This is a genomic window from Aeribacillus sp. FSL K6-1305 (genome assembly GCF_038050115.1).
Lineage (GTDB): Bacteria > Bacillota > Bacilli > Bacillales > Aeribacillaceae > Aeribacillus > Aeribacillus composti.
The window spans coordinates 748,792-763,217 of record NZ_JBBOQV010000001.1 but is presented as its reverse complement, the minus strand read 5'-3'; the positions used below and the strand labels follow the sequence as shown (position 1 = coordinate 763,217).

The 14,426-nt window shown below is 35.6% G+C and carries 11 protein-coding genes; 3 read left to right on the top strand and 8 right to left on the bottom strand.

Annotation, left to right across the window (positions count from 1 at the left end; genetic code table 11):
- Window positions 1-365: 365 nt before the first annotated feature.
- On the bottom strand, window positions 366-1,940 hold the full coding sequence (locus NST97_RS03515; RefSeq protein ID WP_117017485.1) for a Vga family ABC-F type ribosomal protection protein: 1,575 nt from the start codon (window positions 1,938-1,940) through the stop codon (window positions 366-368).
- Between the two features lie 38 nt (window positions 1,941-1,978).
- On the opposite strand from NST97_RS03515, the gene NST97_RS03510 reads away from it, so the two are divergent.
- Window positions 1,979-2,131: a hypothetical protein gene (locus tag NST97_RS03510; protein ID WP_158640213.1), complete on the top strand. Its 153-nt coding sequence runs from the start codon at window positions 1,979-1,981 to the stop codon at window positions 2,129-2,131.
- A gap of 543 nt (window positions 2,132-2,674) precedes the next feature.
- On the opposite strand, the gene NST97_RS03505 is transcribed toward NST97_RS03510, so the two are convergent.
- The 7 genes from NST97_RS03505 to NST97_RS03475 form a co-directional block, all read right to left on the bottom strand.
- Entirely contained in the window at window positions 2,675-3,466 is a 792-nt protein-coding gene (locus NST97_RS03505; RefSeq protein WP_341342932.1) for an NERD domain-containing protein, read from the bottom strand.
- 1,628 nt (window positions 3,467-5,094) lie between these two features.
- Complete coding sequence (locus NST97_RS03500) at window positions 5,095-6,054, bottom strand: bile acid:sodium symporter family protein (protein ID WP_341342931.1); 960 nt, start codon at window positions 6,052-6,054, stop codon at window positions 5,095-5,097.
- Window positions 6,055-6,963: 909 nt separating this feature from the next.
- The gene (locus NST97_RS03495; protein ID WP_341342930.1) at window positions 6,964-7,707 is read right to left on the bottom strand and encodes an amidohydrolase family protein; all 744 of its coding nucleotides are present in this window, start codon (window positions 7,705-7,707) and stop codon (window positions 6,964-6,966) included.
- A 448-nt stretch (window positions 7,708-8,155) separates the two neighbouring features.
- Window positions 8,156-8,803: an SdpI family protein gene (locus NST97_RS03490; RefSeq protein WP_445684590.1), complete on the bottom strand. Its 648-nt coding sequence runs from the start codon at window positions 8,801-8,803 to the stop codon at window positions 8,156-8,158.
- A complete protein-coding gene (locus NST97_RS03485; RefSeq protein ID WP_063389491.1) occupies window positions 8,803-9,078 on the bottom strand; it encodes an autorepressor SdpR family transcription factor in 276 nt (91 codons plus the stop codon). The genes NST97_RS03490 and NST97_RS03485 overlap by 1 nt, the downstream gene beginning before the upstream one ends.
- A 323-nt stretch (window positions 9,079-9,401) precedes the next feature.
- Window positions 9,402-11,447 carry a methyl-accepting chemotaxis protein gene (locus tag NST97_RS03480; RefSeq protein WP_341342928.1) on the bottom strand — a complete coding sequence of 682 codons (2,046 nt, stop codon included), beginning with the start codon at window positions 11,445-11,447 and terminating at the stop codon, window positions 9,402-9,404.
- A 710-nt stretch (window positions 11,448-12,157) separates the two neighbouring features.
- Window positions 12,158-13,519: an IS4 family transposase gene (locus NST97_RS03475; protein WP_094245809.1), complete on the bottom strand. Its 1,362-nt coding sequence runs from the start codon at window positions 13,517-13,519 to the stop codon at window positions 12,158-12,160.
- A gap of 285 nt (window positions 13,520-13,804) precedes the next feature.
- Between NST97_RS03475 and NST97_RS03470 the strand changes: the two genes are divergently transcribed.
- Window positions 13,805-13,960, top strand: a complete 156-nt coding sequence (locus tag NST97_RS03470) for a helix-turn-helix transcriptional regulator (RefSeq protein WP_261308713.1) — start codon at window positions 13,805-13,807, stop codon at window positions 13,958-13,960.
- 45 nt (window positions 13,961-14,005) lie between these two features.
- Window positions 14,006-14,251, top strand: a complete 246-nt coding sequence (locus NST97_RS03465) for a hypothetical protein (RefSeq protein ID WP_237282932.1) — start codon at window positions 14,006-14,008, stop codon at window positions 14,249-14,251.
- The last annotated feature ends 175 nt before the right edge of the window (window positions 14,252-14,426 follow it).

Genomic DNA, 14,426 nt, shown 5'->3' with positions numbered 1-14,426 from the left:
CTTTAAATTTTCAGTACACCGATTATTATAGAGATCTTATCTGAAAAAGTCAAAGAAAACTAGCAATTATTCCGCTTTTATACAACATTTTCTTGAAGAAGCTGTCCATTAATCTCCCTGATTCTCCACCATCTGATCCCTTTAGAAAACAATAATACCTGAAGTTTGTGACAGCATTTTGTGCTTAACACATACACGTGATCATTTTATAAGCTTTAAATGATCGTGATCCAAGCAGTTTCATCACTTCCTGTAAAATCTTTTCTGTATTTTTTGCTCAACTGTCCAAGACGATATTGGTATTGCTCTTTAAATAAAAGCTATACATCGAAATTACCTTTGGTTCAAAAAAGAATTCTTCGCAATTATTCAAACTTGTCCAATTCCCTTTTTTCTCGTAAAAGTTTTTGAAATTCCATTTCTAATTCTTTAGATGGTTCGATACTTAAGCGACTTAGTACTTCTGATATTTTTGTTTCGAGTAAGAGACGTTTTTCTTTTGCAGTGTCTCGAGTTTTTTGCAGTTGAGCATGTTTATATTGCTGATAGGTTCCTTCAAAAAGTGCAATCTTTTGATTACGTATTGCCAAAATTCGTGTAGCGATATTTTCAATGAATCGGCGATCGTGGGAGACGAAGATCACGCTTCCTTCATACTCTTTTAGAAGAGACTCTAATGCTTCAACAGATTCCGTATCAAGAAAATTCGTCGGTTCATCTAAAATTAACGTATTGATATCACTTAAAAATAGTTTTGCCAGCGCAACTTTTACCCGCTCACCGCCGCTCAAAACCTCTACTGGCTTATATACATCATCTCTGAAGAAATGCATTCTCGCAAGAACCGTCCGAATAAGTGTTTCATTCTGTTTAGAAGAAGACTGGACATTCTCAATAATAGATTTTTCCACATCTAATATATTTAAATTTTGGCTAAAGTAACCCATTTTCACAGCCGGGGAAAGTGTAATGCCAGGCTCTTCGTTGATGATCTTTTTTACAAGCGTCGTTTTTCCACTTCCATTTGGACCGATAATCGCTAATTTATCACCACCGCGTACATGGAAGCTTGCATTGCTCCAAAGTACACGTTCGCTAATCCTGCCTGTTACATCCTCTACACGCAAGATAATTCGATTTTTAAACGCTTCTGCATTCGGCAAGTTCATCTTAAGCGGCGGGAATTCTTTCACTTTTTCTACCTTTTCAAGTTTTTCTAATCTCGTTTCAATGGCTTTCGCTGTTTTTTGCAGCTTCTTTTGCTTTTTGGCAAAGTACGGCTTCGCTCCAGTAATTTTCGCCTCTGATTTACTTACCTTTTTAGGAGTCTTTGTTGCTCTTTCCGCTTTTTTCTCTTTTAATTTTAATGCTTCTTCTAACTGCTTTCTCTTTTTCTCGTATTTTTCATACGCTAACTGTTCTTGACGTCTCTCTACTTCTTTTTGTTTTACATAATCGCTGTAATTGCCTGTATATTCCTTAATCTTTCCTTCATTGATTTCCCATATGGTCGTACAAAGAGCATCCAAAAATTCGCGATCATGTGAAACAATGATAAATGCCCCCTGCCACTCTTTCAGTTTCTTTTCTAACCATTCAATATGGTCTGTATCGAGATTTGTCGTTGGTTCGTCTGCAAGTAAAAGCTCTGGATCTTTCACAAAAGCTTTTTGAATATATTCTTGCGTCACTTCACCACCGCTTTTTGTTGTATCTGTTCGTTTAAACTGCGGCAAAAGTTCACATTGAGTATGTTGAATAACGCTCCCTTCCTCTGAAGAAATTTTTTTAGCTAAAATATGAAGTAACGTCGTTTTCCCGCTTCCATTTCGACCAACTAATCCAATTCGATCTTTTTGATGGATTTCCAATCGATCCACATCTAGTAATAAACGATCCTGTACATAGTGCTTTATATGATGAGCTTCTAATAAGAGCATATGAACATCTCCTTTGTACTAACTTAGGAGACAAAAAAATGCCTCCTATATACATTCAGAATAGGAGGCATAAATATTTAGGGGCACACCAAAAAGAAACTATTCTTTTAGATCCACCTATAGAAGACCAATCCTATTCTGAAAAAACGACAATTGAAGTCATTGCAAACACAGCAGAGATTGTCTGCTAAACATAGCCTTCAATTGTAACCTTTCATAAATAGGATTAGTACTTCATTAGGTCAGTTCACCCTTCCGATCTTAAGTTTAAATTTACTATAAACGATTTACTAAGAATTGTCAAATGTTATTTGTAAATAAAAAACATTTTTGTTAATGGAACAAATTTTTTACATTCAACTCATACATAAATAGCATTCGAGGAGTTTCGTCACGTTTACACATCGACAGCCTGACAAAAATATTACGAAACAATAATAAAGCGTATCAAGGTATTTTGGGGATTAGAAAACGTCCCAACTGCATTTGATGAACAACAAAAGATTTATGATCGCGCCTGCAGAGGATTGAATATATGGATGCAGCAAGGGCAGCTTTACGAGAGTAAATGATTAAATGGTAGTTCTTATGTTAATAACATGTAACTTTTTTGCTCCTTGCAAAAAATTGTTTCGTTAGCCAACCATAAAACGAGTTCACACACAGAAGTTGGAATTTAACTCATATTTCATGGGAGTACAATTGCTCCCACAATTATTCTACAACAGAGAAAATTAGCGAATCTTTTGTGTAAACCTGCATTTGGGATAGGTGCTGCAGCATTTAAATTTTCCATATTTTCCATTTTTGATTACTAGAGCGCTGCCGCATTTCGGACAGCGGTTTTGCTGAATATATCGATCCTCCTGCTTTCTATTTGTTTGAATCGTTTGTACATGCCGCTTTTTTATTTCGTTTTGTTGCTGCTTGTTCTTGACAATGACAGTTTCTAATTTTCGAATCAACTGTTGTTTTGTTTCTCCGTCGATCTCGCTTGTTCTATGCTGCTCAAGCACTTGTTTCAGCTGTTTTGGATAAATAACGTATGCATTGGAAAAATGAATTTCTGATTTGAACTTTGCCCGCGGCAGAAGCACGACGACCGAGTGAATTGGTATATGTGCAAACTCCTCCCTAAGCCAGTTTCTTAACGCCTTGATATGACCTTTATTTTGAAAAATTGGATTAAGAAATTTTTCTTTTCGTTTGTAAATGACTTGTGTCCAATATTTTGACGTTTCATCACCAAAAATCCAACCGCTGTAATTTTTGGTTTCAATCACATACAACCCATGATCAGAAAGAATAATATGATCTATTTGCGAAGTGGAGCCATCTTTTTTCGTAATATACAAGTCATGAAAAGATTTGTATTTTTCAGACGATTCTTCTATCTTATTTATTTCTTTTCGGACTTTATATTCTCCAAGCGATCCAAGCCATTCCGCTTCTTTCGATTTGAACCATCTTGCTAACAAGGCAGACAAGAATAAAAGAAGGAATGTATAGAAAAGATTCGTATTCATTGTATTCCCCTTCCTTGCTGCATCTACTGTATACTGTTGCAGACTGCTTTATTGATTTCTTTCAATTCTTATCGTATTGTTTTTTTCAGCATAAATTGTTGAAACAATATAAAGGAGTGCATAATCCTTCTTTTAAAAACAAGCAATTAAGAATATCAGCAATACTAGTACTGCTAAAATTGATACAAAAGCCGTTGTTATTAGCAAAATATATCTAAACGGGGATTTAATTTTAAAGGACTGATAACAAAAGACTATTCCTAAAACTAATGTAATCAGAGAACCCATTTGCCCAAGCCTAGTATCTAATTTGTCTGTCATAAAAACGAACGAATAGAGAATAAGCAAGTGAATTGTTACAAGGAAAAGACAAAAAGCATTGACTGTTTTTGATTGAACATCTCCCATATTAACCTCCCAAGCTATTGAAATTTATATTTTTAAGCTCCCTCTTTGTCACAATTAATCACTAAATACGAATGAATATTTAATCAGTTACCTTGAAGCGATTCCCAATGCCAAAAAACATTTATAAAGGGTATCGTCTTACCTATTAACGCTTTTTTTACTCATATAAACCTAAAATTATTTCTAAAAGCCCTGATAATGCCGAATACACTCCTGATAATGTTAGTTTTAGCTCAAAAAGACAAATGTTAAAAATATAACTCTAATCAAGCTTTCATTTAGCCGAAAACATTAATTCTTATAATTTGCCAACTAGTAATTCGTCGGTGATCGCAACAAAAAGCTTTCTCATCATTTTAAGTTAAGCGATGAAAGATCTTTTTTAAAACTTCCCACTCCCTTTTTTTGAAAACGAACACTGTATCCATGATGATCGTTAATGTAATAGATAATAAGTCAATTTACTAATACAGTTTTGAATGATCTGCTCGAAAAAAATTTTGTAGCTGCACATTTTTAAATTGCACCCTCCAGAAATTTACTGATTAAATGTTTATAAACGTTTCTTCATTAGCTTTCCCAGCTTTTCTCATGCGTTCAAATTTGTAGTAATGCATTTTGAATTTCAAAGCTTAAAATCAAGTAGGACTTTTCTCCCTCATTCTATTGACTCTTTCTAGTCCAAAATATACATAATAGACACAAAAAATGCTGTCGAATATTGTCATAAAACTAAAAAAAGCAGAAACTTACCTGCTTCTGTCTTAATGGATTGACTTTTACACACTGCCGTAATTCGCCAACGCCGTTTTGGAACAATCATGTGGAATGATTCGGCAAATTGAAAACGCCACCTTATAAAAATGTCATAAGCTGCGCCCATATTTCAAACTGTGTGTGATTATGGAAAATTTCACAGCTGAATTGACAAAAAATTTTTTCCATTCTAACTACGAATGCCATTACACTTTGCCAATTATTCATTCCTCTTCAATGATTTGTAGAAATCTTCACATAACCTTATCGATTCTCTTTTCTTATACACGATCTCATGGTTCCAATATTTTAAAACAGATTCTGATAAGGACAGTGAAGTTGGCCAGTTTTTAATACGAACTCTCATAGTTCTGGCTCTGTCACGACCACTTTTTACTACAAAAAATAACAGCACAGACCTTTGCCCTTGGTCTGTGTTGCTAATCTTTATATTTTTTTCTATGTTATGTTGTAATCGTTGATTGATTGTTTTCCTTCTTTTCGCTTTTTTTACGGAAATAGGTCGCCACAATCGGTCCAGAGATGTTATGCCAAACGCTGAAAATTGCGCTCGGAACAGCGGCAAGAGGCGAAAAATGAGCAGTCGCCAGCGCAGCTCCAAGTCCGGAATTTTGCATGCCGACCTCAATCGAAATCGCTTTTTGTTTCGGCTCTGACATTTTAAGCAGCTTCGCAAACCAGTAGCCGAGCAGCAATCCAAGCCCATTATGAGCAACGACGATAAGGAAAATAAGAAGCCCGCTTTTTGCGATAGCCTGCTGGTTTTGAGCGACGACAGCAGCCACGATAGCCACGATAGCGATAACGGAAACGAGCGGAAGAATTTGAACGGCTGCTTTTACTTGTTTTTTAAACAACATTTGTACAATCAGTCCGAGAATAATAGGAATAAGTACAACTTTCACGATTGACCAAAAAAGATCGCCGGCTGAAACGGACAGCCATTTCCCTGCAAGCAGCAAAATTAAGGACGGTGTTAAAATGGGAGCAAGCAGGGTTGACACGGACGTAACAGCGACCGAAAGCGCTGTATCACCTTTTGCTAAGTACGTCATGACATTGGAAGCCGTTCCGCCAGGACAGCAGCCAACAAGAATGATGCCGATCGCTACTTCAGGTGAAACAGGCAATAAGGTAGCGAGCAAAAAGGCCAAAAGCGGCATAATAAAAAATTGGGCGATTACCCCAATCAGCACATCTATCGGACGAGTGAATACTTCCTTAAAATCGTTGGCTGACAAGGTCAATCCCATTCCAAACATGACGATACCTAGCAGCGGCACAATATATGGGGCGACCCATGTAAATGCTTTTGGCTCAAAAAAAGCTAATGCTGCGAATATTAATACCCAAATTGCAAAAGTATTGCTGACAAAATTGCTTAGTTTGACAAGAGTCCCCATTATTTCTTCCCCTTCCAATTTATGAATACAAAAGCTATTATACATTTAATATTCAAAAAGTTTCAACTATAAAAATAATAGGTTACTATATAACGAAAACCTGTAAAGAGTATGGTTTTCCTTTTTTATTTATATTTTGTGGGCACTCTTTTTTGTTTTGAAACTTTTGATGTACAAGGATTTAGAGTGATGAAATTCATTCATATTGTTGATTTATAAGGATTAACGCTCTTAATGGCATCTGGAATACCCAGAAGAATTATAATGTACTATTCATTAATTATTGGGAGAGGAAAACGATGCAAACAAACGTTGACCAGTGTACCCGTGTATATACGACGATCTATCCAATATTAATTGCAATCAGTATCGGTCAATTGACATGAAGCCATGCAGTCGGTTGTTCCTGAGTGTTTTCGATTTTGGGAACATCAATGCATTTATCGTATTCGCAAATTGGCTGGATCGCCTTTAATTAAATATAGTATTTTCATTTTGCACGCTGATCGTCGGTTTACTTGCAGATTGGTTTCCTTGACTGTGGAAAAATAAAAAACGGGAGAGACCAGAGTCATTGATTATCCTCGAGACATTTTTTTACATTATACTACATTTAATTTCCTTATCCAATTTTTTGTTAAATCTCGTTATTAAAATTGACTGGATAGTCAATGTGTTTTTTTAAACTGCAGGTTGAAAACAGTTTCATACGAAGAACATGACATAATCTATTTTCTCCAAAACAAAAAAAGAGGATGCCATCTAAATAGACATCCCATTTTGTCGTATATGCTTTGTTTGAATAAAATATAAATATGCAATAAAAAGGCGTGAAATGTTTCCTTTGCTTAATTTTTTTGAAAACTTTCGCTTTATATTTCCCTTTTTCGTACTTAATTCCACTTTACTTTATTTACAATACCATTCCATTGCATTTTGATAAAGGATTTTTTTAACTGCTTTATCATCAAAATGCTCTTGGATTAATTCGATATCTGAAAACCGGAATGGTCTTTTTGCCCTTGTAGAAGGCAGGTCCGTTCCAAACATGAGGGCATCTGGATTCACCTTATAGATATCTTTCATCGCTTCAACCGGGTCAAAATCAATTCGTCCAAATCCTGTTGCTTTTACACGTACACCCATTTCAACTAATGCAAGCAAATGTGGAAATCCTTCCTTCGACAAGCCTAAATGGTCAATGGATACTGCTGGAAGTTGGGCGATAATTGGCTTGATAGCCGGCAGCTCTTTTGAATTAATATACAATTCTGTATGCCAATTAGCTAGCTCATAAACTCTTTTAGCAAAATAATCTAATCGACGAATGTCCTCAGAGCCCCCGCGATTCACATTAAAACGCAGTCCTCGGACACCGTGTTTATTTAGCTCAATAATTTCTTCGTCGGACGTATCGTATGGAAGCTGTGTTATACCAACAAAATTCTTTCCTAGTTTTTGTAATGCATCCAACAAATATGTTTGGTCAAACTTTTGAAAAGAGCCTGAAACAATTGCTCCACCTACTAAATCAACTGTATTTACATGTTGTAAATAATCCTCTGTTGTAAATGGCTCGGGCAAGAAGCCTTGATTTGCGTATAATGGAAACTTTGGATCAATAATATGTAAATGCGCATCAAATATTTTCATCAGATTACCCCATTCAATTGAATGTATATATTTTAAGATTCATCTTGGCTGAACCAACATTTAATCTTAATTACAAATTTCAATATTATAATAATGCCTATAATTATTACTGTATTTTTTCAATTAATATCGGAATATTCTTGCTTTTATTATATCGGTTAAAAAAAGATGCATAAATATGGCTCTTTATCATCTTCTATAATAGAGTTTCTACCAAACTTTATATCAAATCTGCAAAAAACGTCAGTATAAACTGACTGTAAAACTTTCTCTTTATTATGATTTTTTAAAAGTACATAAAAAATCAATATCGTATCGTTATTCCTATTCATGATAAACAGAAAGAAAAAGACGGGATCTTTTTTGTAAATATTATACAAAATTCATACTTAAAAAATAGAAGACTGTTGTTCCTGAATCGAACATACTATTCTTTCATTTTGCTCACTTACCGCAAACCATTCCGTTGTTCTTCCTGGAAATATAGGTAGGATTTAACAAACAAATATACAACCCCGCTCAATGTAACGGCTAAAAACAAGATAAAACCCCATATTCCTTCAATAAATACCGTCAACATTAATGCTAATCCCATGAACACAAACACTTTTCCGCCTATACGATGCGTCTTGTTCCAAACTGTTTCATTCGCTATCGTCCAAGGTGTACGAATCCCAACGAAGTAGTTATGTTTGAGTTTAGGCATGTAGTTTCCTAATACAATGAATAAAACTCCGATTCCGATTGGCACAAATAAATCCACATCTACAGGAAACCCTAGGTTATAGGCTAATGTCACGATATGAAGAGCGATAAAAAAGATCACTAATACGTTGATTATTATGTTATAGCTCCCTTTAAATTTTTCATAGTTTGCTTTTTTCGGATCCATTTTTGGTAAAAGTGTCATTAACAATACGATTGAAGTCATAATGAAAGGGAGACTAAACGCCCCAAACCATTTGCTACTGTACCCATCCGCTTCACCAGCCGTATTCCAATGAGTGGCCACTTCATCAGGTAGATATGGGATCGCAATCAAACTTAACAAATAACTAAAAACCGTCAACATGACCACGAAGCGATTTGTTCTCATCATTTATCCCCTTCCTTTTGTAAAAAATCATAAAACCAACTCATTAAATCTTGAAAGACGGTTGTGTTTAATGAATAATAAATATGCTGTCCGACGCGTTGATCTTGAATCAAATCCGCTTGCTTTAAAATTTTTAAATGATGCGACACGCTCGGTTTCTGCATATCAAAATGGGAAGCGATTTCACCAGCGGTTAAATCCCCATTTTTCAGCAAGGAAAGAATCTTTCTTCTAGTGGGATCAGCAATGGCTTTAAACGCTTCGTTAAATAACAAAGAACGCACCACCTTTTAAAAAAATAAGTAATATTCTATTTAGATATTTAGAAAATCATCTAATTATAAAACAAAAAAATTAGATATTTAGATATTTTTCTAATTATAGAATATTCTATTTGCAGATAATTGTCAATGAGTTCGTAAAACAGATTAAGTAACGAAGCCGTTGAAAAATCGAACCGTCTGCTTTTGCCTACACTCTATACCATAATAAACCACACCATTCATATTTTCATTTCTCCAGTTCAATTTGTTTTTTCTTCTTCTCTGAAAGAAAAAAAGCCGCTGCGGCGGCTTTTCTATATTAGCAATTCATATTTTTAGCGGGTGGCAGCCGCTACTTCCTCTAAATTTTTGGTGGAATTTGTCATGTTATTCAACAAATCCCTCAATCTCTTCAACGCTCCCGTCACCTCTTCCACCATGGCCAGCAACTGCTCGCTGTTTGCGGCATTGGATTGAATGTTGCCGTGCATATTCTCAAATACATCAATCACGCATTGGCCGTTTTGAAACATAGTTTCAACCGAATCTCCCAGCTGGGCAATCTTTCGTGACGACTCTTTCGTAGCATCAATCAAATGCTGAATAGAATCGTTCGCATGCTGAATTCCCTGTCTGCTGCTTATAATAACTGACAATTGATTGTCATTTCCTTCTTTCGTACTGGCAATTTCTCGCTGAATATCCAATAAGATTTGAGCAATCTTATCAGTTGCCCTTCTGCTTTCCTCCGCCAGTTTTCGGACTTCTTCGGCCACGACAGCGAATCCTTTCCCCTGTTCTCCAGCTCGAGCGGCTTCAATGGCTGCGTTCAACGCCAGCAAGTTTGTCTGTTCCGCAATACCTTTAATTAGTGAAATAATTCCTCCAATTTCCTCTGAACTTTTGGCTAGCTTTTCGATTCGGCTGCCGCTTTCTTCTACTCCTTTGTAGATATTTTCTATTACATTCGTAATATTTTCCAACCCCCGAATACTGCTTTCCGCCAGACCCTTGGCATTGTTTGAGAAGTCTTCGAGCTCGGATGTCATGCTGGAAACATTCGTCAAGGTACGGGACATATTTTCCACGATTTCCCCGGCTTCATTCAGCTGCTCAGCTTGCTGTTGATTGTTGTGTGCATTATCTGTCACAGCCTTGGTAACCTGTTCCAATGTCTCCAGCGTTGTATCCATCTCTGAACGATATTCCTTCTGGGTCTTTGTGACAGCAACTAAATTGCCTTGGATAGCCGACAGCATTTCCCGGTACTTTTGTACCACTTCTGTAATTGCTTCTTGAATCTCTTTTAACTCTTTCGCTTTTACTTGCTCCCATTTTACTTCCTGCCCGTCCCCTGCTTCCCGCAGGACTCTAGAGAAAAATTTCAACGGTTTTAACACCGAGCGGATCACACCAAAAAGGACAAAGAGGAACAACAGTGAAAAGATAAAAATCGCCAGCATGATTTTATATCCAACCCCATTAATCAACTGCTGAAACTCCTGCAATACTTGGTTAGTGGATTCGGCATGCTGGAAATACGGGGCAGCATCTAACAAGGTATATAATACATAACGCACATTTCCATCCGCTTTTACCGGAACATAAGCCTCCACATGATTGTCCTTCAGGAAAATCCGAGCTTTTCCGGAAGAAAAGACCGACTGAACATTTTCGTTTTTTGCAGCTTTTCCTTTTTCCCACAGGGATGGCTGTTCTTTCTTTAATGTTTCCATCAATACGACTTGTTTGGGATCAAACAAATAAATTGCTTTCACTTCTTCCTTCTCTTGGATGTGACGGGCGAGCGACGATTCAAAATTGCTTACATCTAACGCCGATTCGACAATTCCCTTTCCATCAGCGCGGGGAATGGCCATAAACTTGAAAATCTCTCCGGTCTCTGCTTTGATCGTTAAGGTTGAAGGCAGCATCTGCTCTTCACCCGTCAGCAATTTGCGATATCCGTCCCAAATATCAAATAAATTACTCCCTAGTGCCGCTTTCTCTGTAGATGCGACAAAAATTCCATCTCGATTTGTCAGATAAAAATCTGTCATCCCTGTTTGCTCTGCCAAACGCTTCAAATCTTCGTTATGTAACGTTCTCACCCGATCCTGCTCCTGCAATAAATAGGCTGCATTCAGCATATTTTTCTCCATCGACTGCTCGAGTTCAACTAAATTTCTGGAAATTTGATTCGCAAACGCCTCCACTTCCACCTCTAATTTTGTTTCCGCTTCCTTCCATACTTCATCAGTTATTTCATTCCCTTTTTTCTCTAAAGTGTTTCTTTCCAACCATAATACTAGAAACGTGCTGGACAATAACAAAAAAACAAAACCTGCCATTAAAGCAAAAAGCTTAGCTTTCATAGTCATTCCGTCATATCCCCCTTTTAAATCGACAAATGTAAAAAAACGGCTGTAGGTTTGTTTTTTAGGAAAATTTAAATCTCATATCTAGTTTTTTATTTATTATCATCAGTGGAAAATAAATCAAACGGCTCATCTTGCCGTATCCAATTCCTTTTCGATAATTCCGAATTTTCGCTCTTTATATCAGTAAAGCGGTTACAACCTGACCGATTGCCTATCGTTCAACTGCACGATCTCCCCTCGCTTTCGTTTTTAATAAACGGACATTTATTTAGATTTTTTAAATAATTTTTAAATTAAGGTATTATTTTACATATGTTTCAAAAAATGTTTCAGGAAAATGATGGATACATTTTTATTAAAGCGAAATGAGGAGGAGAAATCAAGATGATAAATAGAAAATTCCGACAAAAAAAACAGAAAAAGGTACAAATATTTTTTTGAAGTATGAGCAGCTCTCTTCTCTGACAAATAAACATAGGATTGGAGAAAAGAAGTTTTTTGGAATTAAAATAACATATTATTCCAAACAATTTTTTAAACTTCCATTTAAGACCATTCAAATGTTGATTTTAAAAAGTTTAATGTGATCTACGTTAAAATTTCTGGAGCATGTTACGATGAATATAAAAGAAAAGGCACATCTATGTCCAAAATGAGTGGAAATGATTTTGTAAGCAATAAATGTTTTATTTATATCTTTATTTAGTAACTCAACTTTCGCAGCTCAATTTTGGTAAATAAGCCTTGATATAATTAGGCAAAACTACAATCCATTTACGTAATTGACTTTCGATGAATTTTTTAATCTTTTGATTTACATTTTGAAGTGCATCTTCAAGAATTTCAATGAGTAGTTGAAGTGCAAAGGCCCAATCTAGTTCATCGATTTCATCACAAAGTTCATAAAAAATGCCGCCTAATGTTCGATAATCTGTACTTACTCGGTTTTGCCAAGACAAAACAATGTACCTTGTAAACACAATAGTGGTATGGCTGATCATGGAATCATAAGATCTTCCTTGGAACTCTTTTTGGAGTTTCAATAAGGATTTGACTGTTTTGAAGAATACTTCAATATCCCAACGTATCCCATAAATACGAATGATTTCTTGATCCGATAAAGTACAGTCTGTACTCAAAATAGCTAGCCACTGTCTCTTTTTATTACGATTACGGACAAATACCACTTTAACAGGTACGCCATTTGCCATCGTTGTGTGAATAGAGCGCAAAATACCCTTTTGATGTTGTGATGGTTTAGCTGTTTGGTATAGTTTTTTTAGGCTCACCCATTCACCGTTCACTTGATATCTTTGTTTTGTATCCTTCACCATTCCAATAACATCCAACCCTTGATCCACAATGGACTTGATCAAAGGCTGTTGGGTAAACCATGTATCCATTAAAACGTATGAGGCATCGATTCCTTGAGAAAGTGCCCGTTTAATCATATTGGGAATAACTTCCGGCGCTTTTTGTAAAGCTTCGACACGCCGCTTATAACCGGATGTACGCTTATCGATTCGGTTATCAATCCCATTGATTTGGGAATTCGTAGAGCTTAATAAAGCAAAATCAATAGGCAAAAATGTAGCACCATCTGACCAGCCGAGTGTAAGCATACGAAATCCTTTGTAATAACGCATTTTTTGAGAAGAATGATCGAAACAGCGAGCAAGCAGTTCAACCTTTTTACTGCGATTTCGTTCATAAGATGAGTCGTCCACGATCAGCACTTTCGGACGGTCGTGTCTCGTTAAACTACTTACCTTCATAATGGTGAAAGTACTCAAAACAAGTAAAAACCTGCGCCAATTGTATTGAGGGTTATTTAAGAAGCGATAAATAGCGTTTTTTTCCGGCAAATCTTTAGCTTTTTTACTTTGAAGAAGTCGAAACAAATTTTTGCCTTCAAAAACTAAACTAAAAACTAGCTGGAATAAATAGGCGCAGGAATAACCGAAACCCTTGTTAATTCCCACTTTCCTTAAATATTTTAAGATTTCAAGTTCATCAAATATAGCTTTTACTTCTTTTGGTAGTTGATTGTTCAGTCTGTTATTCGTTATCATAATAAGAGACACCTCACCTGCTTTTGGTAATGTTTTTTCTGGACAATTAAACTATACCAAAAGTTGAGGTGTTTTTTTTGCAAATTTTTATGTCAAGAAGTATTCGAAACAACCAACAAACCCATTAACCGTAAGGCTTAGAAATCCAATTTACTGTGAGAAAGTTGAGTTAGTAATATATTTAAATCACCTTAATGCTACTTTACGGTTACATACTGCAACTATAAGATTCTTTAAAAATACTTAAAACATTTTTAAAATATTTTAACAAGGAGTGTAATAACAATGGATTTTCATAAAATACTAAAAAAGAAAAGAATAGAAGCCCATTTATCACAAGAAGAATTAGCAGAACAATTAAACATAAGCCGACAATCAATTTCGAAATGGGAAAATGAGAAAGGATATCCAAATATTGAAACGCTCCTAAAAATAAGTTAAATATTCAACGTCACAGTAGATGAGCTTTTAAAAGGAGATGATTACTTGAAAAATAAAATAATTCAAGACAGTAAAAAGTTAAAATACCCAAAATGGAAATCTTTCTTCGATATTTTAACTTTCATAGGTTTGATATTCATAATTGCAAAAATAATTGTATTTATAATTACTAAAGTAACTGGCAACGAAATTGGTTTCTTATCAGGATCCATAATTTATTCATTCCTACCGCTACTTTTAATGATTATTGGAGCTATTGGTACTGATATATTAAGCAAAAAATATAAATGATGCTTTATTCCAATTGCTTTATTGACGTTGAGCCTCGGAACCCTTAACAATCCCAAAACTTGTCGAATGGTCGGCTTAATAGCTCACGCTATGCCGACATTCGTCTACAAGTTTAGTTAAGGGTTCTTCTCAACATCAATAAATTTTCTCGGCATAAATGCGTTTATTTGCTTTG

What these genes read in the sequence shown, in the direction of transcription:
- NST97_RS03515 (WP_117017485.1), bottom strand. Translation starts at nt 1,940, where the DNA reads ATGCTCTTATTAGAAGCTCATCATATAAAGCACTATGTACAGGATCGT.
- NST97_RS03510 (WP_158640213.1), top strand. Translation starts at nt 1,979, where the DNA reads ATGCCTCCTATATACATTCAGAATAGGAGGCATAAATATTTAGGGGCA.
- NST97_RS03505 (WP_341342932.1), bottom strand. Translation starts at nt 3,466, where the DNA reads ATGAATACGAATCTTTTCTATACATTCCTTCTTTTATTCTTGTCTGCC.
- NST97_RS03500 (WP_341342931.1), bottom strand. Translation starts at nt 6,054, where the DNA reads ATGGGGACTCTTGTCAAACTAAGCAATTTTGTCAGCAATACTTTTGCA.
- NST97_RS03495 (WP_341342930.1), bottom strand. Translation starts at nt 7,707, where the DNA reads ATGAAAATATTTGATGCGCATTTACATATTATTGATCCAAAGTTTCCA.
- NST97_RS03490 (WP_445684590.1), bottom strand. Translation starts at nt 8,803, where the DNA reads ATGAGAACAAATCGCTTCGTGGTCATGTTGACGGTTTTTAGTTATTTG.
- NST97_RS03480 (WP_341342928.1), bottom strand. Translation starts at nt 11,447, where the DNA reads ATGACTATGAAAGCTAAGCTTTTTGCTTTAATGGCAGGTTTTGTTTTT.
- NST97_RS03475 (WP_094245809.1), bottom strand. Translation starts at nt 13,519, where the DNA reads ATGATAACGAATAACAGACTGAACAATCAACTACCAAAAGAAGTAAAA.
- NST97_RS03470 (WP_261308713.1), top strand. Translation starts at nt 13,805, where the DNA reads ATGGATTTTCATAAAATACTAAAAAAGAAAAGAATAGAAGCCCATTTA.